At 63.5% G+C, this 20,835-nt stretch carries 21 protein-coding genes and 1 tRNA gene; 9 read left to right on the top strand and 13 right to left on the bottom strand.

Annotated features, from left to right (window positions below; all coding sequences use genetic code 11):
- Positions 1 to 12: 12 nt before the first annotated feature.
- Entirely contained in the window at positions 13 to 1,407 is a 1,395-nt protein-coding gene (locus tag ABIB57_RS19235; RefSeq protein WP_354042847.1) for an L-serine ammonia-lyase, read from the top strand.
- On the opposite strand, the gene ABIB57_RS19230 is transcribed toward ABIB57_RS19235, so the two are convergent.
- From ABIB57_RS19230 to ABIB57_RS19210, 5 genes are all read right to left on the bottom strand, one after another.
- A complete protein-coding gene (locus ABIB57_RS19230; RefSeq protein ID WP_354042846.1) occupies positions 1,388 to 2,608 on the bottom strand; it encodes an O-antigen ligase family protein in 1,221 nt (406 codons plus the stop codon). The two genes, ABIB57_RS19235 and ABIB57_RS19230, sit on opposite strands and share 20 nt — an antisense overlap.
- Before the next feature lie 6 nt (positions 2,609 to 2,614).
- Positions 2,615 to 3,367: a 2-keto-4-pentenoate hydratase gene (locus ABIB57_RS19225; protein WP_354042845.1), complete on the bottom strand. Its 753-nt coding sequence runs from the start codon at positions 3,365 to 3,367 to the stop codon at positions 2,615 to 2,617.
- 94 nt (positions 3,368 to 3,461) lie between these two features.
- Complete coding sequence (locus ABIB57_RS19220) at positions 3,462 to 4,142, bottom strand: GntR family transcriptional regulator (RefSeq protein WP_354042844.1); 681 nt, start codon at positions 4,140 to 4,142, stop codon at positions 3,462 to 3,464.
- Positions 4,142 to 5,155 carry an Ldh family oxidoreductase gene (locus ABIB57_RS19215; RefSeq protein WP_354042842.1) on the bottom strand — a complete coding sequence of 338 codons (1,014 nt, stop codon included), beginning with the start codon at positions 5,153 to 5,155 and terminating at the stop codon, positions 4,142 to 4,144. The genes ABIB57_RS19220 and ABIB57_RS19215 overlap by 1 nt, the downstream gene beginning before the upstream one ends.
- A gap of 144 nt (positions 5,156 to 5,299) precedes the next feature.
- Positions 5,300 to 5,376: transfer RNA gene (locus ABIB57_RS19210), tRNA-Met, on the bottom strand.
- Positions 5,377 to 5,633: 257 nt separating this feature from the next.
- On the opposite strand from ABIB57_RS19210, the gene ABIB57_RS19205 reads away from it, so the two are divergent.
- Both ABIB57_RS19205 and ABIB57_RS19200 read left to right on the top strand, forming a co-directional pair.
- Entirely contained in the window at positions 5,634 to 6,671 is a 1,038-nt protein-coding gene (locus ABIB57_RS19205; protein ID WP_354042841.1) for an aldo/keto reductase, read from the top strand.
- A gap of 63 nt (positions 6,672 to 6,734) precedes the next feature.
- On the top strand, positions 6,735 to 7,424 hold the full coding sequence (locus ABIB57_RS19200; protein WP_354042840.1) for a DUF599 domain-containing protein: 690 nt from the start codon (positions 6,735 to 6,737) through the stop codon (positions 7,422 to 7,424).
- A 204-nt stretch (positions 7,425 to 7,628) separates the two neighbouring features.
- Here the strand turns inward: ABIB57_RS19200 and ABIB57_RS19195 are convergent, their stop codons facing one another.
- Entirely contained in the window at positions 7,629 to 8,891 is a 1,263-nt protein-coding gene (locus ABIB57_RS19195) for an SEL1-like repeat protein (RefSeq protein WP_354042839.1), read from the bottom strand.
- A gap of 104 nt (positions 8,892 to 8,995) precedes the next feature.
- A complete protein-coding gene (locus ABIB57_RS19190) occupies positions 8,996 to 9,805 on the bottom strand; it encodes an alpha/beta hydrolase (RefSeq protein WP_354042837.1) in 810 nt (269 codons plus the stop codon).
- Between the two features lie 208 nt (positions 9,806 to 10,013).
- On the opposite strand from ABIB57_RS19190, the gene ABIB57_RS19185 reads away from it, so the two are divergent.
- Together ABIB57_RS19185 and bfr are read left to right on the top strand one after the other, a co-directional pair.
- The gene (locus ABIB57_RS19185) at positions 10,014 to 10,325 is read left to right on the top strand and encodes a (2Fe-2S)-binding protein (RefSeq protein ID WP_299746625.1); all 312 of its coding nucleotides are present in this window, start codon (positions 10,014 to 10,016) and stop codon (positions 10,323 to 10,325) included.
- Entirely contained in the window at positions 10,291 to 10,776 is a 486-nt protein-coding gene (gene bfr, locus ABIB57_RS19180; protein WP_299727436.1) for a bacterioferritin, read from the top strand. Before ABIB57_RS19185 ends, bfr begins: the two co-directional genes overlap by 35 nt.
- A 144-nt stretch (positions 10,777 to 10,920) precedes the next feature.
- Here the strand turns inward: bfr and ABIB57_RS19175 are convergent, their stop codons facing one another.
- Positions 10,921 to 11,298: a VOC family protein gene (locus ABIB57_RS19175; RefSeq protein WP_354042836.1), complete on the bottom strand. Its 378-nt coding sequence runs from the start codon at positions 11,296 to 11,298 to the stop codon at positions 10,921 to 10,923.
- A gap of 299 nt (positions 11,299 to 11,597) precedes the next feature.
- On the opposite strand from ABIB57_RS19175, the gene ABIB57_RS19170 reads away from it, so the two are divergent.
- Positions 11,598 to 12,008 carry a VOC family protein gene (locus ABIB57_RS19170; protein WP_354042835.1) on the top strand — a complete coding sequence of 137 codons (411 nt, stop codon included), beginning with the start codon at positions 11,598 to 11,600 and terminating at the stop codon, positions 12,006 to 12,008.
- Here ABIB57_RS19170 and ABIB57_RS19165 read toward each other — a convergent pair.
- From ABIB57_RS19165 to ABIB57_RS19150, 4 genes are all read right to left on the bottom strand, one after another.
- Positions 12,005 to 12,625, bottom strand: a complete 621-nt coding sequence (locus ABIB57_RS19165; RefSeq protein ID WP_354042834.1) for a nucleotidyltransferase family protein — start codon at positions 12,623 to 12,625, stop codon at positions 12,005 to 12,007. The genes ABIB57_RS19170 and ABIB57_RS19165 overlap by 4 nt on opposite strands.
- 35 nt (positions 12,626 to 12,660) lie before the next feature.
- Positions 12,661 to 13,662 (bottom strand): alpha/beta hydrolase, encoded by a 1,002-nt coding sequence (locus ABIB57_RS19160; protein ID WP_354042833.1) that lies wholly within the window; start codon positions 13,660 to 13,662, stop codon positions 12,661 to 12,663.
- Between the two features lie 355 nt (positions 13,663 to 14,017).
- On the bottom strand, positions 14,018 to 15,235 hold the full coding sequence (locus ABIB57_RS19155; protein ID WP_354042831.1) for a lytic murein transglycosylase: 1,218 nt from the start codon (positions 15,233 to 15,235) through the stop codon (positions 14,018 to 14,020).
- Positions 15,236 to 15,433: 198 nt separating this feature from the next.
- On the bottom strand, positions 15,434 to 17,605 hold the full coding sequence (locus tag ABIB57_RS19150) for a mechanosensitive ion channel domain-containing protein (protein ID WP_354042830.1): 2,172 nt from the start codon (positions 17,603 to 17,605) through the stop codon (positions 15,434 to 15,436).
- Positions 17,606 to 17,698: 93 nt separating this feature from the next.
- On the opposite strand from ABIB57_RS19150, the gene ABIB57_RS19145 reads away from it, so the two are divergent.
- Together ABIB57_RS19145 and ABIB57_RS19140 are read left to right on the top strand one after the other, a co-directional pair.
- Complete coding sequence (locus ABIB57_RS19145; RefSeq protein ID WP_354042829.1) at positions 17,699 to 18,058, top strand: hypothetical protein; 360 nt, start codon at positions 17,699 to 17,701, stop codon at positions 18,056 to 18,058.
- 150 nt (positions 18,059 to 18,208) lie between these two features.
- The gene (locus ABIB57_RS19140; protein ID WP_354042827.1) at positions 18,209 to 18,706 is read left to right on the top strand and encodes a tetratricopeptide repeat protein; all 498 of its coding nucleotides are present in this window, start codon (positions 18,209 to 18,211) and stop codon (positions 18,704 to 18,706) included.
- On the opposite strand, the gene ABIB57_RS19135 is transcribed toward ABIB57_RS19140, so the two are convergent.
- Positions 18,679 to 19,443: a carbon-nitrogen hydrolase family protein gene (locus ABIB57_RS19135; RefSeq protein WP_354043149.1), complete on the bottom strand. Its 765-nt coding sequence runs from the start codon at positions 19,441 to 19,443 to the stop codon at positions 18,679 to 18,681. The genes ABIB57_RS19140 and ABIB57_RS19135 overlap by 28 nt on opposite strands.
- A gap of 330 nt (positions 19,444 to 19,773) precedes the next feature.
- Here ABIB57_RS19135 and ABIB57_RS19130 point away from each other — a divergent pair, with 330 nt between their 5' ends.
- On the top strand, positions 19,774 to 20,430 hold the full coding sequence (locus ABIB57_RS19130; RefSeq protein ID WP_354042826.1) for an acyl-homoserine-lactone synthase: 657 nt from the start codon (positions 19,774 to 19,776) through the stop codon (positions 20,428 to 20,430).
- Positions 20,431 to 20,835: the final 405 nt, after the last annotated feature.

The following is a 20,835-nucleotide window of genomic DNA, read 5'->3' as shown; positions in this document are numbered from 1 at the left end:
ATTGATGGCACCATGTTCCTGTCCATCTTCGACGTCTTCAAGATCGGTATCGGCCCATCGAGTTCCCACACCATGGGGCCGATGACCGCTGCCAACCGGTTCCTCGATGAGCTCAAATCAGGCGACTGGCCCCGCGCCGCCCGTGCCCGCCCGGCGGCGCTGACGGCCAGCCTGCACGGCTCGCTGGCCTTCACCGGCATCGGCCACGGCACCGGCCGCGCGGTCATCCTGGGGCTGTGTGGAGAAAACCCGCGCCAGATCGATCCCGACACGATGGATGCCAAGATCGCGCAGGTCGAGGCCACCGGCATGGTCCACCCGCCCGGCCACGCCGCCTATCGGTTCCTGCCCACCCGCGACCTGGTGTTCGACAAGCGCAATCCCCTGCCCGGCCATCCCAATGGCCTGCAATTCACCGCGCTCGACACCGACGGCCAATTGCTGCTGCGGCGCATTTATTATTCCATCGGCGGCGGCTTCGTCGTCACCGATGCCGAACTGGAAGCCGTCAAGGTCGCCTCCCCGGCCCAGGCCGACGTGCCCTATCCGTTCGCCCATGCCAAGGACATGCTGGCCATGGCCGCCTCTTCAGGCCTGTCCATTGCCGCCATGAAGCGCGCCAACGAGGAAGCCAGCCGCTCGCGCAAGACGCTGGATGACGGCATCGACGAAATCTGGTCGGTCATGGCGGCCTGCATCGACCGCGGCCTTGGCCAAGCCGGCATCATGCCCGGCGGCCTCAACGTCAAGCGCCGCGCCAAGGCCATCGTGGCCCAGCTCGACGCCCAATGGCAGCGCAACGAGATCACCCCACTGATGGCCAATGACTGGCTCAGCGTTTATGCCATGGCGGTCAACGAGGAGAACGCCGCCGGCGGCCGCGTCGTCACCGCGCCCACCAATGGGGCCGCCGGGGTCATCCCCGCCGTGCTGCGCTATTTCATCAAGTTCGATGCCCGCGCCAACAGCTCGACCATTCGCGACTATCTGCTGACCGCCGCCGCCATTGGCGGCATCATCAAGCACAATGCCTCGATTTCGGGCGCCGAAGTCGGCTGCCAGGGCGAGGTGGGCTCCGCCTCCGCCATGGCCGCCGCTGGTCTTTGCGCCGTCATGGGCGGCACCCCGACCCAGGTGGAAAACGCTGCCGAAATCGCGCTGGAGCACCATCTGGGCATGACCTGCGATCCGGTCGCCGGCCTCGTGCAAATTCCCTGCATCGAGCGCAACGCCTTTGGCGCCGTCAAGGCCGTCACCGCCGCCTCGCTCGCCCTCAAGGGCGACGGCACCCATGCGGTGCCGCTCGACGCCTGTATCGAAACCATGCGCCAGACCGGCATGGACATGTCGGAACGCTACAAGGAAACCAGCCTTGCGGGTCTCGCCGTCAACGTGGTGGCGTGCTGACACTATCGGTGTTGCGACGCAGCGCGATCAGGTAACCGAGCAGCAGGGCGAACAGCACCGTCTGGGGAAGGACCCCGAACATCGCATTGGTGAGGCCGAGGAAGAGGTAGCCCGTGGCCAACAGCGCACTGCCCAAGGCGACGACGCGGTCCGTGGGCTTGGCCTTGCCGAAGCGCAAATTCGCCAGCGGAGCCGCGATGATCAGCCCATAGGCCAGCAGGCCCAATAACCCGCCCAGCGCCGCGAAATCGGCGATATCGCTGTGCATGTGCTCGAGCGTTACGAGTTCGGGCAAGTCGGGATGGGCCGCTCGGACCGTTGCCATGATCTGCCCGAATCCCTGCCCAAAAATCGGGGAGGCCAGAAACTGTTGCAGGGCGGATTGATACATCGCGGTGCGATACACATCCGGGGTCGGCGATGCCCCCCCGGCCCCCAGCGCTTGCGTCATCTCGCCGAACACCGACAGCGCCCGCATCGAGGACCCCGATGTCAGGCCAAAGGCCAAGGCGCCCACCGCCAGAACCACAACGGTCAGCACCAATGCCAGATCGCGGCGATACCAGAACAACAGGATCGGCATGCCGACCACCGCCATCGCTACGCCGCCCAGCAGCGGCCCGCGCGACCCCGAAAGGATCGCGGCCAGCATTCCGGCCATCGGTCCCAGCAAGAACAGCACCCGCCACGGCGAGCGCCCGACACAGATGCCCGTCAGCGCCATGAAGCCCAGCACGATCGCGATGCCGCCATAATGGATGGGATTGTTTCCCACCTCGACACGCGCGATCCCGGTGGCGAGATATTCCGACAGGCCGAGCAGCGCCGCCGCGATGGCCCCGAACAGGCACAGCAGCGGCAGTGCAAACGGCCGCAAAAGGGACTGGTTCTGCGCCAGCAGGAACGCGACGCCTGGCACGACGAGAAACGGCGCCAGCGCCAGGATCGGCACCAGATCGGTCGAACCGCGATAGACGAAGGGCAGGGTCAGCGCCAGGCAGGCCAGCGCCAGCAGCAGCATCCACCACGGCCGTGCCGCCAATGTCGCGTCGCGATGCACGATGGCGGCGACCAGGCCAGCCGCTCCGGCGATCAGCACGATATAGTCGGCCACATGCGGCGCGATATCGGCAAACACCAGCCCCGAAACCGCCAGCACGCCGGCAAGCAGCGCGAGAATACCGTAGTCCTGCCGTTCCATCGCAGATTACGCCAGCTTGACCGAAATCGTGCCAAGTGCGCCCAGGTTGGCGCTCATCGCCTCGCCCGCCTGCCCCAGCGTTTCCTTGAGGCGTGAGCCGGTGATGATGATCTGGCCCTTGCGCAGCCCGCCCTGGCGCAGGGACGCCTCATTGGCGAGCCAGACGATGGAATCGATGATCACGTCCAGCGTGGCGCCGGTATCTGTTTCCAGCACCTTGCCGCCGATCGTCAGGCTCATCTTGAGATCGCCCAGGCTCAGGCCCTGCCAATCCGTCACCAGGGGGCCGCTGACTACGGCAGCATTGACCTGAAGGTCGCCGATATTCAGCATCTTGGGCAGCTGGTATTCGGGCGCGAAGCGCGTGCCGATGATTTCAAAGGCCGGCAGGAAGCCTTCGATCGCCGCGATCACCTCGTCGCGCGAATAGCCGCCGGGCCGCGCGGTGAGGTCGGCCCCAAGCTTGAGGCCCACTTCCACTTCGACCAGCGTAGCCATCAGGTCGGCGATGTTGAGCGTGGTGCCCGAATTGAAAAACGAATGCGCCAGGATTGGCGAGACGACCGGCACCGCCTCCATCCCCGAACCGATTTTCCAGCCGCCCACTTCGCCTTCGAGCGCGATGATTTCGTCCTGGATCGCATAGGCGGCGGCGCGATCCTGGGGGATCAGCGCTTCGGGAAAGGTCACGAGCTGTTCGCCGGTCCGGCGCACGCGCGACAGCAGGAGGGCGGCCTGGGCGGCGCTGGCATTGGTCATGGCATGTCCTTCTTGAATTCTGGCGGTCGGCTGACGCCGTTGTGACGCCATGCAGCCCTAAAGTCCACCCTGACGGATCGGGTGCACGCTTGCCCTATTGTCGATATCGCGCCGCAAAGCGCATCCGCGAAGCCTCGATATGGGCCGTCATCGCCGTCTGGGCGCCCAGGCTATCGCGCCGCCGGATCGCCGCGACGATGGTGTTATGCTCCTCGAGCGCGTCCGCGGTTACGCGCGCATTGAACACCAGCCGGAACAGATGCACGTGGGTATGCAGTCGCGCCAGCGCCTCCAATATCAGCCGATTGCCCGCGCTGGCGGCGATCTGGTCGTGAAACGCCATGTCGAGCTGGGCGAATTGCGCGTAGGCACCCAGACCCTCGTTGTGGGCCAGTGCGCTCATGTCCGCGCACAGGCCTGCCAGCTGGCCGATCACCGCTTCCGGCATCAGTTGAGCCGCCTTGGCCGCCGCGAACGGCTCCAACTGCATGCGCAATTCATAAAGATCGTTGAACTGGGCCGCGCTCAATTGGGGCGCCGCGCTATAGCCCACCAGATGCGTCTTGACCACGAGGCCTTCGCTCTCCAGCCGCGTCAGCGCCTCACGGATCGGGGTTTGCGACACGCCCAGTTCGCGCGCCAGCGCATCGACCGAAATGCGGGCACCCGGTGCGATTTCCAGCGCCATGATGCGCGAAAAGATCGCGCTATAGACCTCGTCGCCCAGCCGCGCCGGCCGCCGCAACAATCCCGCTACTGCGCTTGGAACCGCCATTATCGGGCCCCCGCCTGGTCGCGCAACCGGACCAGCGTGTCCCACACTTCATCGGCCAGCATCAGCCCGGACTGCCGCCGTTCCGCCTTGAGGGCCCGCCCCCGCTCGCCGGGGATCAGCACCGTGTCGAACCCGTCCGCGGGCGGCGTGTTGCGCAGCACGTCGAGATAGGCCGAGAGCGCCGCCCCCTGCCCGGACAGTGGATCGATGACGATAAACACATCGCCCTTGTTGCACAGCTTGCTGGCATTGAGCGTGCCGGTGACATCGCGTCCCAGCGCCGCCCCGGTCAGCGCCGTCACAAGCAGTTCGAACGCCAGCCCCAGCGCATAGCCCTTGGCGCCGCCGAACGGCGCAATCGCGCCGCTCTTGGCGGCGACGGCGTCGGTCGTCGGATTGCCTTGCGCGTCCACCGCCCAGCCCGGCTGCAACGCGGCGCCGCGATGGGCGTGATCGTGAATTTCTCCCATCGACACCACGCTGGTCGCCAGGTCGATGACGAACGGCCCCGTATCCGTGGGCACCCCGATGGCGATGGGATTGGTGCCCAGCAGGGCCGTGCGCCCACCAAACGGATGCACCAGCGCTTCACTGGTGGTCAGGATGATCGCCACCTGCCCCGCCGCGGCAATCGTCTCGGCATACCAGGCCAGCATGCCGATATGGTTGCTAGCCGAAATCGCCGCCACTGCGATCCCGGTCAGTTTTGCTCGCGCGGTAATTGCATCGACGGCATACTGCGCCACCACCGGGCCCAGGCCATTCTGCCCATCGACGCTCAAAAAAGCCTCGCCGCGCCATTGATGGATACCGCGCGTCTGTGCGTCGGCGAACCCATTGGCGATACGATCGAAAATCCGCTGAAACCGCAGCATGCCATGCGACGGCACGCCACGCAGTTCCGCGTCGATCAGCAGGTCGACCTGCATCTGCGCATGCTCCGGCGGCACGCCCGCGGCGGCCAAGACGCTCAGCGCGGCCTGCGTGCAGTCTTCGACGGAAACCAGAACCATGACAAATCCGATACGATATGGGATATCGGCTTGTTTCCCATCGCCCCGGGGCTGTCAATGCGGCGACTGCACGGCCAAAGAAAAACCCGCGCATCTTGCGATGCACGGGTTTTCACTACGCTGGCGCCCCGATCTGGGGAACATTGGTTGCGGGAGCAGGATTTGAACCTGCGACCTTCAGGTTATGAGCCTGACGAGCTACCGGGCTGCTCCATCCCGCGATAAGTCTTTGGAAACATTACCCTGGAGCGAAGCGCCGTCGCGGCATTGCCGCTGCGTTGAGGGGTATATAGGGGCTGCGCGCCGATACCTCAAGGCTAAAATGGGGGCTGCGTGACAGTTTTTTGACCAAGCCCGCAATGCGGGCCATTTATGCCAGCCATGCCCCTGATATCGCGCACAATTTTATCCGGCGCCCCCTGCCGTTTGTCATGCGCCTGCTCTAAAAGACCATGTCCCTCCCGCCGAAAGCATCATCATGAAACTCAAGCCCCTGGGCCGCACCGATCTGCGGGTCACCGAACTTTGCCTTGGCACCATGACATGGGGCAGCCAGAACACCGAAGCCGAGGGGCACGCCCAGATCGACCTGGCGCTCGAGGCCGGCCTCAACTTCATGGACACCGCCGAACTCTATGCGGTCCCCGGCAGCCCGCAGACCTCGGGTCGCACCGAGGAAATCATCGGCAACTGGTTCGCCAAAACCGGCAAGCGCGACAGCTGGATCCTGGCCAGCAAAATCGGCGGTGGCGGCACCAGTTTCCTGCGGGATGGCGGCCGCGCCGATGGCAAATCCCTGCGCGAAGCGGTCGAAGGCAGCCTGCGCCGGCTCAAGACCGATCGCATCGAGCTCTATCAAATCCATTGGGCCTCGCGCGGCAGCTATAATTTCGACAATGGCTGGACCTATGCGCCCCACACCCAGGACACCGCCGACAGCATTTCCAACATTCTCGAACTGCTGCACGCCTTCGAAGATCTGATCAAGGAAGGCAAGATCGGCCACGCCGCCGTCTCCAACGAAACCACCTGGGGCATCGCCCAGTGGCTCAAGCTCGCCGAGCAGCACAACCTGCCGCGTCTGGCATCGGTGCAGAACGAATACAACCTCATCCGCCGCCAGTTCGATCTCGACCTGGCCGAGCTCAGCCATCACGAGGATGTGGGCTTGTTGGCCTATTCGCCGCTCGCCTCGGGCATTCTCACCGGCAAATATCTGGACGGCACCATCCCGCCCGGCAGTCGCGCCGAATACCAGAAGGGCCTGTGGCGGCTCAACGAATTCTCCACTCCTGCGGTGCGGGAGTATGTGGCACTGGCTAGGGAGCACGGCCTCGATCCGGCGCAGATGGCCATCGCCTTCTGCCTGACCCGCCCTTTCATGACCTCGGTGATCGTCGGCGCCACCAGCGTGGCGCAATTGCGCAACGATCTGGGCGCGCTCGACATCACCCTCAGTCCCGAGGTTCTGGCTGGGATCGCGGCGATCCACCGCCGCTATCCGCGCCCGAACTAAAGCTGCTCTTTACACACCGCGCGCTATAACAGGACGGTTCACCAACCGTCCTGCCGGGGCCCCATGACGCTGCTGACGACGCTCTTCCCGCTGATCTGCTACTTCGCCTACAATATCGTCGTGCCGCAGATGGAAAAGCTGCGACCCTCGCTGTCGTCCATCATGAACCTGCAACGCCGCCGCTGGGTCGCCAATGCGGCCCGGCGCGAGAGCCCGTTCGACGCCATCCTGTCGGGCAATATCATGCAGTCCGTCAGCTTTTTGGCCTCGACTGCGGTGCTGATGGTGCTGGCCGTATTTGCGGTGTTCGGGCAAATTCCGGCGCTCATGGAATCGTTGTCCTCGCTGTCGCTCGATGCCCGCTATAGCGTCACCGAAGTGCAACTGCATCTAGTGGTCATGCTGGCCATGTTCGTGCTGGCCTTCTTTGCCTTCACGCTGTCGCTGCGCCAGTTCAATCACTTCTGCATCATGCTCGGGACCCTGAACCCCTCCATCCCGACCTCCGAGGAAGAGCTCGACGCCATCACCGAGATGAACATCCTGGGCGCGCGCAATTTCAACAGCGGTATCCGGGCCTACTATTTCTCGGTCTCCACCGTGGCCTGGTTCGTCTCCGAATGGGCGACCATCGTGGCGTGCCTGCTGACCATCCTGGTGCTCGCCCAGCGCGAATTCCTGTCCTCTGCGCATCGCACTTCCGCCTCTGCCGCCATCGTCGCGGCCCGCCGCCACAAGGATGCCAAGTCCTGAAACTGCGGCTTGCCGCCATGCTGGCCTGGCGCGTGCGCTGCTACCCCACCCCTGACCCTTCCCCATAAGGGGAGGGAGAGGCAGGAACAGCTTGCTCAGTTGATGAGGTTATGAAGATTGACCGGGAGGGTCTCCCTCCCCCTCGTGGGGAGGGGATAGGGGTGGGGGGACGTTTAGCCACCAACCTCACGACAATCCAAAACGCTACTTCCGCTTTGTCTTCCCGGTCCCGTCGCCCTGCGCGCCACGCAGTCGGGCCAGATTGTCGATCGCCAGTTGATAGCCCTGGTCCGCCGACTTCTGGTAATAGGAGATCGCGGTTTCCTTGTTGGCCGGAACGCCGAGACCTTCCTCGTAGATATGGCCCATATTGTTGAGCCCGATGACCTGGCCCGCATCGGCGGCGATCTGCGTCCATTTTAGCGCTTCGGCATTGTCCACCGGCGTGCCGTGGCCATCCATGTAGAGCAGGCCGAGATTGACCGCCGCCAGCATTTCGCCGCCTTCAGCCGCCTGCTTGTAGAGCGCCAGCGCCTTGGCATAATCCTGCTCCACGCCCCGCCCGTCCTCATAGAGCAGCGCCAGATTGTGCTGGGCCAGCGCCATGCCCTGATCCGCCGCCTCTTGATACAGCACTGCCGCCGCTTTGGGATCGGCCGTCTGCCCCAGCCCGTTTTCGATCAGGAAACCCAGATTGTTCTGGCCATATTGGTCGCCCTGCTCCGCCGCGGCCTCGTAGAGTTCGGCGGCGCGAACGTAGTCCACCGGCTGACCCAACCCGTCCGACAGCAGCTTGCCCAGATTGACCTGGCCCGAGGCATCGCCCTGCGCCACCGAGCGCTCGAACCATGCCGCCGCCGCCACGTAATCGCGCGGCACGCCCAGCCCGTCCTGATACATCAGCCCCAGATTGGATTGCGCCTTGGACAGGCCCTGCTCGGCCGCCGCCCGATACCATTTGGCCGCCTGCGCATAATCCTGCGTCAGCCCCTCGCCGAAATCATAGCTCAGCCCCAGACTGTTCTGCGCCGGCGCATATCCCGCCTCGGCGCCCTTGGTCAGCAGCGCGGCGCCGCGCGACATGTCCTTGCCGATGCCGTCGCCGGTCGTCAGCATGTCGCCGAACATCGACAGCGCCACCACATTGCCCGCCGCGCTCGCCGCCTCGAACAACGGCACCGCCTTGTCATAATCGCTGGCGACATAATAGGCCCGCGCCAACCAGGCCTTGAGCTGCACCGAATTCGGCTCGGCCTTGAGCGCCTTTTCGCAGGCCGCGACCGCGACCACTGCATCCACCGACACCATGTCCCGGCCGATATGCTCGAAGCCCGGCTCGAACTGGCTCGCCGCCGCCGCCGCGCAGGCATCGAACAGCGGCCCGGCAAAAGCCGTCGAGGCCGACAGCACCAAGAGGGCGGATCCGAGTACCGCGCCGCCCAGCATTATTTTGATCTGACTGCTCATTGTCGGCAACTCCCTCACCGGCCCCTCGCGGCATAGTCATAACCGGCCCGGCCCAACAGCGGCAAGACGTTCCAGTCCCACCGGCGGACAATTGAAGAACTGGGTTATCGGCCCAACCGCGCCCGAAGGAACGCCGTCGCTTCCGCCAGCACCGGCGCCATCTTCCGCAGCGGCCGCGACAGCGCCATCACCACATGGCCATGCCCCATACTGGGGTAATAGCTTTCGCTCACCCCCACGCCGACCGCCCGCAATTGACGCGCCAGCGCCCTGGCGTTCTTTGGCCCCACCAGCGTATCGCGCTCGCCATTGGCAAGGAACATCGGCGGCGCCTCCGCCGTAACATGGTTGATCGGCTGGGTCGCCTGCGGCCCCCGCACCGCCCCAAAGGTTCGCAGCGAAATCGGCCCATCGAAGGGCAGGAAATCGTAAGGCCCCGACAGCCCCACCACCGCCTTGACCCGCCCGAGCAATCCGCGGGCCTTGAGGTATGCCGGGTCCAGTGCCAGCATCACCGCATTATAGGCCCCCGCCGAATGCCCCATCAGCGCCATCCGCTCGGCGTCCCCGCCATACGCGCCGATATGCTCGACGCACCAGGCGAAGGCCGCGGCGCAATCCTGCAGAAACCCCGGATATTCCACCTGGGGGATCAGCCGGTAATCGGCGATCACGGTGACAAATCCCTGCGCCGCCAGGGCCCGCCCGGCGAAATCGTAATTGTACCGGCTCCCGTCCATCCATGAGCCGCCATAGATGAAGAACACTACCGGCCACGGCCCGCTCCCCCTGGGCGCATAAATATCCAGCCGCTGCCGCGGCTTGCTCCCATAGGCGACATCGCGTGCCAGTTTGATCGAGCCGCTATCCTTGGGCAGCAGCGCATTGACGACAGACAGGAGGGATAGGGCCATGCAGCACTCGGAGGGGGAGACGCTTTAGATACGGAACCCGACCTAAAACGGTTTCGTCGCCCCCGCAACGCACGACCGCGTTCCTGATTTCCCGCGTTTTAACCGCGTCGCGCATCGCGAGCGACGCGACAATATCTGACATTGACATTCAGGTATCCGCGCAGTTTTATGCGGCCGTGCTTTTAGTCCAATAGAACCACCCCGCGCCATGCTCGTCTGCCAGTGCAATATGATTACCTCCAAGCAGATCGAGGACATTGTCCTGGCTTTGCTCGAGGAGGACCCCTGGCAGTTGGTGGTTCCGGCCAAGGTCTATCGCGAGCTCGCGCGCCGCGCCAAATGCAGCGGCTGCGTGCCAAATGTGGTGGACATTATCGTTCGCGTCACCGAAAACTACCACCTCCAGCAGGCGCGCACGCCGGGAGAGCTCGTCGAGCTCGAAACCCGCCTTGCAAAGCTGAAGCAGCAACGGAGTGGAGATCGTCGTGAAAGGCGAAGCACAAGTCATCGAGCGGCTTAACGAGGCCCTCTTTCTCGAACTCGGCGCAGTCAACCAGTATTGGGTGCATTTTCGTCTGCTCGACGATTGGGGCTATAAGAAGCTTGCCGCCAAGGAACGCGCTGAATCCATTGAAGAAATGCATCATGCCGATCGCTTGATCGAGCGCATTATTTTCCTCGAAGGCCATCCCAACCTGCAGCGCGTCGCGCCCCTGCGAATCGGTCAGACCATCAAGGAAGTGCTCGAGGCCGATTTGGCCGGCGAATACGATGCCCGCGCTGCCTATAAGGCATCGCGCGAACTGTGCGAAAGCCTTGGCGACTATGTCTCCAAGAACCTGTTCGAGGCGCTGCTGACCGACGAGGAAGGCCATATCGACTTCCTCGAAACCCAGCTCGACCTGCTCTCCAAGATCGGCGTCGAAAAGTATGGCCAGCTGAATTCCGCTTCGGCCGACGAAGCCGAGTAGGCGCTTCCTTCACCTCTCCCTTTGGGGGAGAGAGCCTGCCCCGGACTTGATCCGGGGTCGACCCTCTTGGGTCGGGTGAGGGGGCCTTGTTAGGTCGGCATGTGGAAAAGGCGCCCTCACCAGTCGCTGTGCACAGACCTCCCCCTAGGAAGAGGCGAGGTTGGACGCCACTTCGATCAAGAACCCGCCCGGCGTCATGCAGTAGAAGCCAACGCTGCCCGTGGGCCCGCGATTGAACTTCTGCACCTCGCCCGGCGCCGCGCCGCCCGCCAGAAATTCGGCATGCCTGGCGCGCACCGCCTCTTCGCTGGCGACGAAAAACCCCAGATGGAAATTGCGCGAGTAGCTCACCGCTTCGCCCTTGCCGGCAACCATCAGGTTGAACACGAAGCCATGCCCGTCATCGAGCACCGCAAAGGCGTCGTTCTTGTTGACGAGCACGGTGAAGCCCAGGAACCGTTGGAAAAAATCCACGGTGGCGGCGACGTCGTCGACCGCCAGATTGGCGTGATTGAGTTGCATTTTGAAACCTGCAATTGGAAAATAGGACACTAACAGCGCCAAGCCCCACAGGCGGCGCACGCGCAAATCGTCCAACAATGGCAGGCAGCCAGGACATCGGGACCTCGACAAGCAAGACCACCCCGGAATGAACCAGGTTGGGACCTTGCCGTGGATCCTCGCGTCAAGGACGCTGGATATTTGCTTGTCGCCGGAGCGAAAGCGCGGGGCTCACCAAAAACCCGCTGATGTTTTTCGGCTTATGGTGCAAGTTTACGGCTCGCGGTATGGTGCGTCAACCACCGCCAAGGAGACCATGCATGACGTTCCACCGAGGCCGCCTGATCGATCATGTCCACCTGCGCGCCAAGGACCTGGCCGCCAGCAAGCGCTTTTATCAGGGCGCGATCGCCGTGCTGGGCCTCGACATCCAGGCGTCCAACGATGAATTTTTCTACCTCGACGAGCTGTTCGTCTCGACCGCTGATGCGGACACCCCACCCACTCATGTCCACCTGGCCTTCCAGGCCAAGGATCGCGCCACGGTCGATGCCTTCTATCATGCGGCCCTCGCCGCCGGCGGCACCGACAATGGCGCGCCGGGCGAACGCTTCTACCACCCCGGCTACTACGCCGCCTTCATCCTCGATCCCGATGGCAACAATATCGAGGCCGTTTTTCACGGCCCGTCCACCCGCTCGGCTGAATCCGTGCAGTTCGATCCGGCTTAGCCAACGTCGTCCGGCCATGGCACCACGGTGATTTCCGGCCATACGGTCTTCGCCCGCGCGCCCTTGGCGTCGTGGGCGGCGCGGTTGTCCAGCACGGCATTGGGCGTGATGCGGAACGCGAACAGATCCTCCAGCCCGAACGGCGTTTCGATGGTCAGCGTGTTATCGGCCTCGAGCCGCACCGCCACCGCATGGGTGCGCGAAGCATAGCGCTTCAGCGCCTCTGTCGAATGCGTCAGCGGCGTCACCACAATCCCGAATTTCTGCGGAAACCACAAATGCACCCGCGCCTGGTTGCGCACCTCGACGGGCAGCGGCAGGCCAGCAAACCGGGCCTCCGCCGCCTTGATGACGCGATCCTCCGCCTCGTAGGACAGGTCCGCAGGATCAAAATAGATCAGGTCCACATCCTTGATACCGGTCAGCGCCGGCCTTCCGGTGAGGTGGTTCCACACTACGTTATAGACCGCGCCCGACACCAGCCAGGCATCGGGCAACGCCATGTCGCGCAGCCCGGTCAGGACCGCCATCAGCACCGGCTGGGACCGAACAATGTCCTCCAGCGCCTGGCGCTGCCGCTCCGGGCTCGCCCCGGCATATCGCAAATGCTCGCTCATGCCGCAAGGCTAGACCGATTCTCCTGCCGCCCGCATCACTTGCTGACGGGCTGGAACAGCGCATCCATCTGCGCGATGATATCGTCCATCGGCTCAATGACCTCGTCGGGTGGCTGCGGCGCCACCGCGATATAGGGCACGCCGCTGGGAAAAGCCCCGAACTGGTTGAAAAACAGCGTCACATCGTCCAGCACCGGCATCCGCCAGCGCCACAGCGATCCCATCGCCATCACCACTTCCATGTGGCCAAAGCCCTCGTAGAACTTCGTCGTGACCCAGGTGCCCCGCGCCTGCAGGGCCCGCGCCAGATGCTCGGTGTTCTGCATCCGCACGATCGGGTCGCCGGTGCCCGTCGCCAGAAACATGGGCGGCGCATCGGAGGTCACAAGATTGATCGGCTGCGTACCTTCGGGATTGGACGCCGAACCGAAGGCATTGCGCACCTCGTCATATTCGAACGGATAGAAATCGAACGGCCCCGACAGGGCGGCAACCGCGCGGATCGGCATGGTGACCCCATAGTCCTTGAGGAAGGACGGATCGAGCGCCAGCATCACCGCATTATAGGCCCCGGCCGAATGCCCCGCGAGGAACAGCCGCTCCGGGTCGCCACCATAGCTGGCGATATTGTCCTGCACCCAGCGGAGTGCGTTGGCATTGTCATCGAGAAAATCGGGATACTTCACCTCGGGCACCAGCCGATAATCGGCGATCACCGCGACGAAGCCCCGCGCCGCCAGCGCCCGCCCGACAAACTGGTAGTCCCCGCGATCTCCATGGCTCCAGCCGCCGCCATAGATAAAAAACACCACCGGCGCCGGCGCCCCGCGCGCCTCGGGCGCATAGACATCGAGCTTGAACCGCGGCCCATCCGCATAGGCGATCCCGTCACCCACCTTGGCCGTTCCCCCATCCATCGCCCCCGGCAGATTGAACGGGTCCATGATGGACAGCGCCAACGCGGGCCCCGAGGCCAGCAACAGCGCCAGCATCACCACGACGCCGCGAAGGAAATTGAGCAAAGGAAATCGGAACATGGACATACGATTCGAACAGAGAGCGGGAGGATCATCGATTGCGGCACAAAGCCGAAGATTGTGTGACTGCCACATCCCTGTGCCAGCATTGTGAACGACACGTCTCTTAGGGTTACGCACGACCGATCGAAGAGATTTGTGTTGGGCCGAGTCGAAAACGGCGGACTTCGAGAACCGGAGCGCAACGTACGTTGGTACGTGAGCACCGGAAGCGCAGGAGACTGCCGTTTGCAGGCCGGCCCAGCACAAATATCGAGTATCGGGGGATTTGGGCGAGGGCAGGCGCCTCAATATCCGAAGCTGCCTGCCCTCTACTTAAGCCCCCCGATTTTGCCCCTCTAGGGTAAACGAAAGGTTAATTTTTGAGCCGATCCAACAGCCTTCCGGACACGAAGCCATCAGCCGGTAGGCCCGCCTGCTGCTGAAAGGCAATCACCGCCGCGCGTGTCTTGGGCCCGATGGCGCCGTCGGGCGTGCCCACATTGAAGCCGCGCCGGTTGAGCTGCGCCTGCAATTCCTGCCTCTGGCTGGCATTGAGTGCGTAGTCATTGGCCGGCCAGCCCGATACGAACGCGCCGCCGCCGATGATCCGATCCGCCAGATGCCCAACAGCCAGCGCATAGCTGTCCGAATTATTGTAGCGCTTGATGACATCGAAATTGTGCAACACGAGGAAAGTCGGCCCGCTGGCGCCCGCCGGCATATAGAGCCGCGCGACGTCGCTGCCGCGCGGAAAGCTCTTGTTATTGCTGCGGGTGATGCCCAATTGCTGCCACTGGCTGATCGGCGCACGATCCAGGCGCCGCGCCGCCGCATAGTCGAAGCCGCGCGGCAGATGCACCTCGTAGCCCCAGGTCTCGCCCGGCCGCCAGCCATGCTCCTTGAGATAATTGGCGGTCGATCCCAGGGCATCCTGCACCGAATTCCAGATATCCTTACGCCCGTCGCCATTGTAGTCGACCGCATAGCGCATGTAGCTGGACGGCATGAATTGGGTATGCCCCATCGCCCCGGCCCACGAACCCACCATATCGCGCGGCGCCACGTTGCCGTCCGAAATGATGCGCAGGGCCGTCAGCAGTTCGCCGCGGAAATAGTCCGGGCGATAGCCGCCCTCGGTCAGGCTCGCCAGCGCATAGATGGTATTTTCGCCGCCCATGAAGCCGCCAAAATTGGTTTCCATGCCCCAGATTGCCAGCACGACTTCGGGCTGCACGCCCCAGCGCTGCACCGCTCCGGTCAGCGTCTGGTTCCATTCGCTGCGCATGGCGCGGCCCTTTTGCGCCTGCGCATCGGTGACCCGCCTGGCGATATACTGCGCCACGGTCTGGGAGAATTCGGGTTGCTTCTTGGTCAGCTCCAGAATTTTGGGGCTGAGGCTATAGCCCGCAAAGGCCGCCTCGAACGCCTGCCGGCTCACACCGTGCTGCTCGGCCTGCGGCCACAAGGCGCGCACGAATTCGGCGCTGCTGGCGAGGGGCGCGCTGACAGCGCCAAAGCTCATCAACGCCCCCAGGGCAATCGCCGAAACAGTTTTCGCAAGGCCAAAGCGCTTGCCGGTCTTGTGCACCATGTTGGGCCTCGTGATTACGCATGAACCAGTCACGACCGCCGGCCCATCCCCGCCAGCGTCCGCGCCGGCTGTGTGCAACCGCGCGTATCCCTATTTTAACCCATCAAATTAAGATCGCCTTAAGGCAAACACCAGGCACGATCACAACCGCTTTAGTTGTCATCCTAAGCATTGGTGTTGGTCCCGCTATACGGCTGATTATGCTGGCTTATCGCCTGCATTGGGCAAGTCTGCCGCCGGCGGCAGCCCACGCATTGGGCCACGCCCTTCAACATAGCGCACACTCTGCGTCGGCACCTGGATGCCGCGTTCCGCAAATAGTCGCATCAGTTTCTCGCTGAAATAACGCCCGGCCCCCCATTGCTTGCCCGCCAGCGTCTTGATGCGGGCGCGCAACGACATCGAGGCAGGGGTAATCGCGATCAGCCCCTGCAGGTCAAGATCGTCCAGCACCACGTCCTTGTGCTCGCTGTCCATCACCATGGCGAAAGCATCGCGCATCGCCTGTTTGACCTCCTCTATATCGCTGTCATAGGCCACCTCGACCTCGGCGATATAGAACGAGAACCCCCGCACCATATTGCTGACCTGGTCGACCGACGAGAACGGGATCAGATGCACAGTGCCGGTCATGTCGCGAATGGTCACCGAGCGGATGGTGAGCTTTTCCACCACGCCCGATTTGCCCGCCGCCTCCACCACGTCGCCCTCGTTCATCACATTCTCGAACTGGATGAAAATGCCGGTGATGATGTCCTGCACCAGTTTTTGCGCGCCAAACCCGATCGCGAGGCCCAACACCCCGGCGCCTGCCAGCAGGGGCGCGATATTGACCCCGATCTGCGCCAGCGCCAGCATCAGCCCGAACACCACCAGCGCGATGGTGAAAGCGTTCTTGAACAGGTTCAGCAGCGTCTTCTCGCGATTGGTCGCCGCGATCCCCGTCGTGTTGTTGAGCCGATATTCCACCCAGGACGCCACCGCCACATAGAGCAGGATGCACACCACTATAATCAGCGCCGCGGAAATCACCGACACGGCCACCTGCTGCCCGCGATCGCTGGAGATCCAGCCCACGAAGTCGAACAGTGCCCAGGCCTGCGCCACGGCCAGCACCACGCCGGCAATGACGACCCAGCGCACAATGCCCATTACGCGCGGCACGAAAGCGTGCAGTCGCTTTTCCAGCAGCGGCAATTTCTGGCTGATATCCTTGGGCAAATGCAGCCCCGCATCGACGAAGCGCGAGATGAACATCACCACCAGCATGCCCACGAGGATGGCGATCGCGGTCTGCACCGTGGCGCCCAGCATGAAGGGCAGCGCCCGATCCGGATTGGCGAACCACACGATCAACAGCGCCACCAGGTACGTGATCGCCACGACGTGCCAGATCCTGCCGATCAGCAGCAGCACCTGCGCGGCTCCGGTGCTGCGCTTTTCCGCCATGCGGCCGAGCCACGCGCGCACCCCGTCTTTGCATTGCAGCACGATGACGATGCCGATGGTCACCGCCGTCGCCATCACCAGCACTTGCACCGCCGCCGCGATCCCCGCCGACAGATTGGCGGCAATCACCGGCGACACCAGCATGAACGTATAGCCGAGCAGCGACACGATCCGCGCCAACCAGAATAGCCAATAGGCCGCATTGGTATCGCTCACCGGCACCAGCCGCAGCGTTTCGAAGCGCGGCTGCAACACCGCGCGCAGCACGACCTTGCTCAATTCCACGAGGAGGAACGCATTGAGCAGCAGCGACTGGTTGATCCCCATGCTGCCCGGCGTGCCGGTCACGCTCAGCGCCAGCACATTGCCCAGCGCCCAGGCCAAAACCACCGATCCCACATCGATTGCCGCCGCGGCCAGCGCGCCGGCCAGCCGCATGTACCAGCGCCTGCCGGCGACCCGCGCCGCAATACGCCGCTGCAGCCAGATCACGATGACCCGCAATCCGAGGAAACTGGCCAATAGCGCCGCCCCGACGATCAGCACGCCGATGGCCACGTCGCCCAGCGCCGACAGATCGGCCCCCTCGCCGCCAAAGCCCTTGCCCAGATCGGTAAACACCTGCCCCACTGCCCGCAAAGTGCTGGAAACGCCCTCGGCCGACCGGCGCGTATATTCGGCCAATTGCCGCGCAATGCTCAAATCGGGCGCCGTCTCGACCGGCTTCGTCGTCTCGCCTGTCGCGGTCTGCCGCAGCCGCTCCAGCAGCACTGCCCGCGTATCGTCATTCTCGATGATGCGGATCAACTCGTCGATGCTCGCATCCGCCGGTGCGGCGGTCTCGGCGGGGACTGGCACTTGCGCCATGGCCACGCTCGGCAACGACAGCACGACCAGCAATAGGGCAATCAACAAACGCATGAATGGCTCGATATTTGGCAAAGGAACGGCGCGGCCCCCCTGTCGATCAGGTCGCCACGCCACCGTCAACGCCGCGAGCGGGCAAAATGTGGCATGATGGGCAATTCACCTGACAAGGCGCCAGATCATCTTGGCTGGAAAACCCGTCCCCACTATGGCAGCATCACTGCCATGTCTTCCCCCCTGCCTCCCGGCCACAATGGTGGCCCGCCGCTCGACGACCCCCACGCTCCCGAATGGGGCAGCAACGGCATTGGCAATTATTTCGAATGGAAGGCCGCCAAGCGGGCCGCCTTCAAGGACGTCCCCGCCGACATCGCCATCATGCGCGCCCGCCGCGCCGAGGCCCTTGGCCTGACCTATGACGAATACACGCTCGAAATTCTCGAACGCGGCCGCTATCTGCAAGCCAGCGACACCGATCGGATCATGGCGATCAAAGCCAAGCGGTAGGTTCGGTGATGAGCGGCAAGACAAGCGCCATGCGGTGCGGTAGTAGGCGCGTGGCCACGATCGTCCCCTGCCCGACGACAAGCTTCAAACTACGCCCGAGCCAATCCGCCCGGCGGCCCCCCTCAACCCACATCCGCGGAGACTATCCCGATGCCCCTCGCTTCCGCCGCCGATTGGCAATCCCGGGTCGACGCCCTCTGGGCGATTTTCGACACGCTCGATGCCAAGACATTTCTTGAGCATATGCGCGAACTAGTCGCCGAACGCCCGCAGGACGACCCGCTGGCCCTTTTCGAGCTGGCATCAGCCCACGATTCCACCGACCACGAGGCCGAAGCCGCGGCTCTCTATCGCCAGGCTCTTGCCATCGGCCTTCCCGACAGCCTCCGCCGACGCGTCAGCATCCAGCTCGCCAGTACCCTGCGCAATCTCGGCCAAGCCGAAGCCGGCGTCGCAATCCTGCGCGCGGAGCAGGCAAAAGCCTCCGACGACCTCGACGACGCCGTCGCCGCCTTCCTCGCGCTCTGTCTCTCCGACATGGGCCGCGACCGCGAAGCTTTGAGTGTCGCGCTCACGGCATTGTCGCCGCACCTGCCGCGATACAATCGGTCGCTGACCAATTATGCGAAGGCGTTGCTTGCCGATTGAGCCGTGACCGGAACGTCGAACACCAGCAGCCCCGCCTGCTCGAGCGGCAACTGTGCCACCACGTCGCCGTCCGGATTGAGTACGGCCGTCGGTCCCCAGGAAATTCGACCGTCCCGCTCGCCGGTGATATCGGACGAAATGAGCCAAAGCCCCGTCTCGCGGCAGCGCTCGCCACGGACTGCATTATGGACGGTCTTGAATCGTTCCGCGCTCTCGCGGCTCATCATGTTATTTGCCGGACAGACGATCAGTGACGCCCCAAGCTCTGCCACCCCTTGCGCCGCCGCGGCAAAGTTGGTGTCCGAGCAGATATTGATCCCGAAGCGCAGCCCGGCGATGTCGAACACCGCGCTATCCGTGCCGGCCGTGAAGACGCGCTCGCCCTCCAGCAGATGCACCTTACGGTAACGGCCAACCAGCAGGCCGCGATCGACAACCACGGCGGTGTTGAACAACAGCCGCTCGGCGAGCTCGATCAGCCCGAAAACGATCACCGGCCCGCTCCTGGACAATTGCGCAAGAATGTGGGCGAAAGCCGGCGATGCCAGATCCAGGGCGTGGCGCCGCGCCAGCGCCTCATCGAGCAGGTAGCCCTGTAGAAACCCCTCTGGAAAGACCAGCAGCCCCGCACCCTGGGCCTCCGCTTGTGCCGACATATCATGGATGCAGCGCAATGCCGCTGCTATGTCCTCGCGATATTCCGGCGGCTGCGCGGCGGCGATCCTGACAGTTTGCATGTCTGACACAGGCTCGTCCTGAAAACACGGTTGCAAGAACCTCAAGTGCCATTTGTTGGCCGATTTGCCCAGTCGTGCCGAAGGTGGCGCGTGGCGATAGTTGGGCTGCGCCAGCGCCAGGACCTCACTCACCGGAGCCCTTGCACGATCTAGAAGAGAGGTCGAGCAGTTGCCAGAATGCCCGGAGTCCGCGCATTCTGGTCATTTTCGCAAGGCGAGATCGCGCGCCCTCCCCGTCACAGTACTCTAGGGAGGCCATAAAATGCCGCCATTGCCGCCGCTGGTGCCCGCGTGACACGCTACCCAGACAATCATCTGGGAGCCGTATCAATGTCCATTACTCAGCCTCTGGCAGGCTCGGCACGCGAGCCGTCCCTGCAAGCTCTGGTCGTCGATCACACAAATGCTGCCAGGCACAGCCAGCAACTCGATCATTTCCATTATCAGCGCCACCGGGTTTACGCGGAAGAGCTTGGCTGGGTTCCCGCTACACAATCTCGCCGCGAGTTCGATGCATTTGATACCGAGGATGCCGTCTACATCCTCGTTTTGGACCACGGCGAATTTGTCGCCGGCTCCCGCCTTATACCGACGGATAAGCCGCATTTGGCTAGCACCGTCTTCCCCGACACATTTACCCTGGCGCCCATCATCAGGTCGGCAGAGGTTCTGGAATGGACTCGAGGCTTCATCATCCCGGAGCGACGCAGTCGCGGTAGCGTGAGGCTGCTGGCGGCATCTTGCGCCGCAGTGATGGAATACTGCCTGCGTCACGGCCACCGGCAGGTCGGCGGCATGCAAGACAAAAAGTGGTTGCCGCTTTGGGCGAAACTGGGATGGCGTGTCCACATCCACGGCGAGCCGAGAATGATTGAGGGCCAGCCCTGGTTGCCCGCCTACTTCGACGTCACTGAAGGTGCGCTCGACAACGCCAATATCTTGGCTGGGCTCGACGCATCGATCTTGCTCGACGATCGCCCCCTGTAATGAGTGTGTAACCGCAGTTTCGGATGGATGGTTTGCAGTCTACTCGATGCCTGATCGGCCCTTTTGTAGACCTCACGCTCGGCGAGTGTTCTCTCCACCGATGACGGTGCCAATGGCCGAGAGGCGCGCCTTGCGATCTTGGCCCGTAAGGCTTCTGCACGTGCCTCTCTTCTTTCCTCCGCGCGGCGGTCCTCTTCCAGCCCTGTCCTCCTCCTCCTTCGCCCGATGCCCGATGCCCGAGAGGGCGGAACCCGATCCTGAAACCCTTCCCCTCTCCTTCCGCGCCAAACGCAAAAACCCCCAGTCATTACTGACTGGGGGTTTTCTTGTTTCGACATTGTATTTGAGACTCATACGTTTTTGGCAGACCTTGCAGCGACCTACTCTCCCAAGCCTTGAGACTTA

Origin of the sequence: Devosia sp. UYZn731, from assembly GCF_040546795.1 — a bacterium.
In the GTDB taxonomy this organism is placed as follows: domain Bacteria; phylum Pseudomonadota; class Alphaproteobacteria; order Rhizobiales; family Devosiaceae; genus Devosia.
The sequence above is the reverse complement of the archived record's forward strand: the minus strand, read 5'-3'. Positions and strand labels throughout refer to the sequence as shown.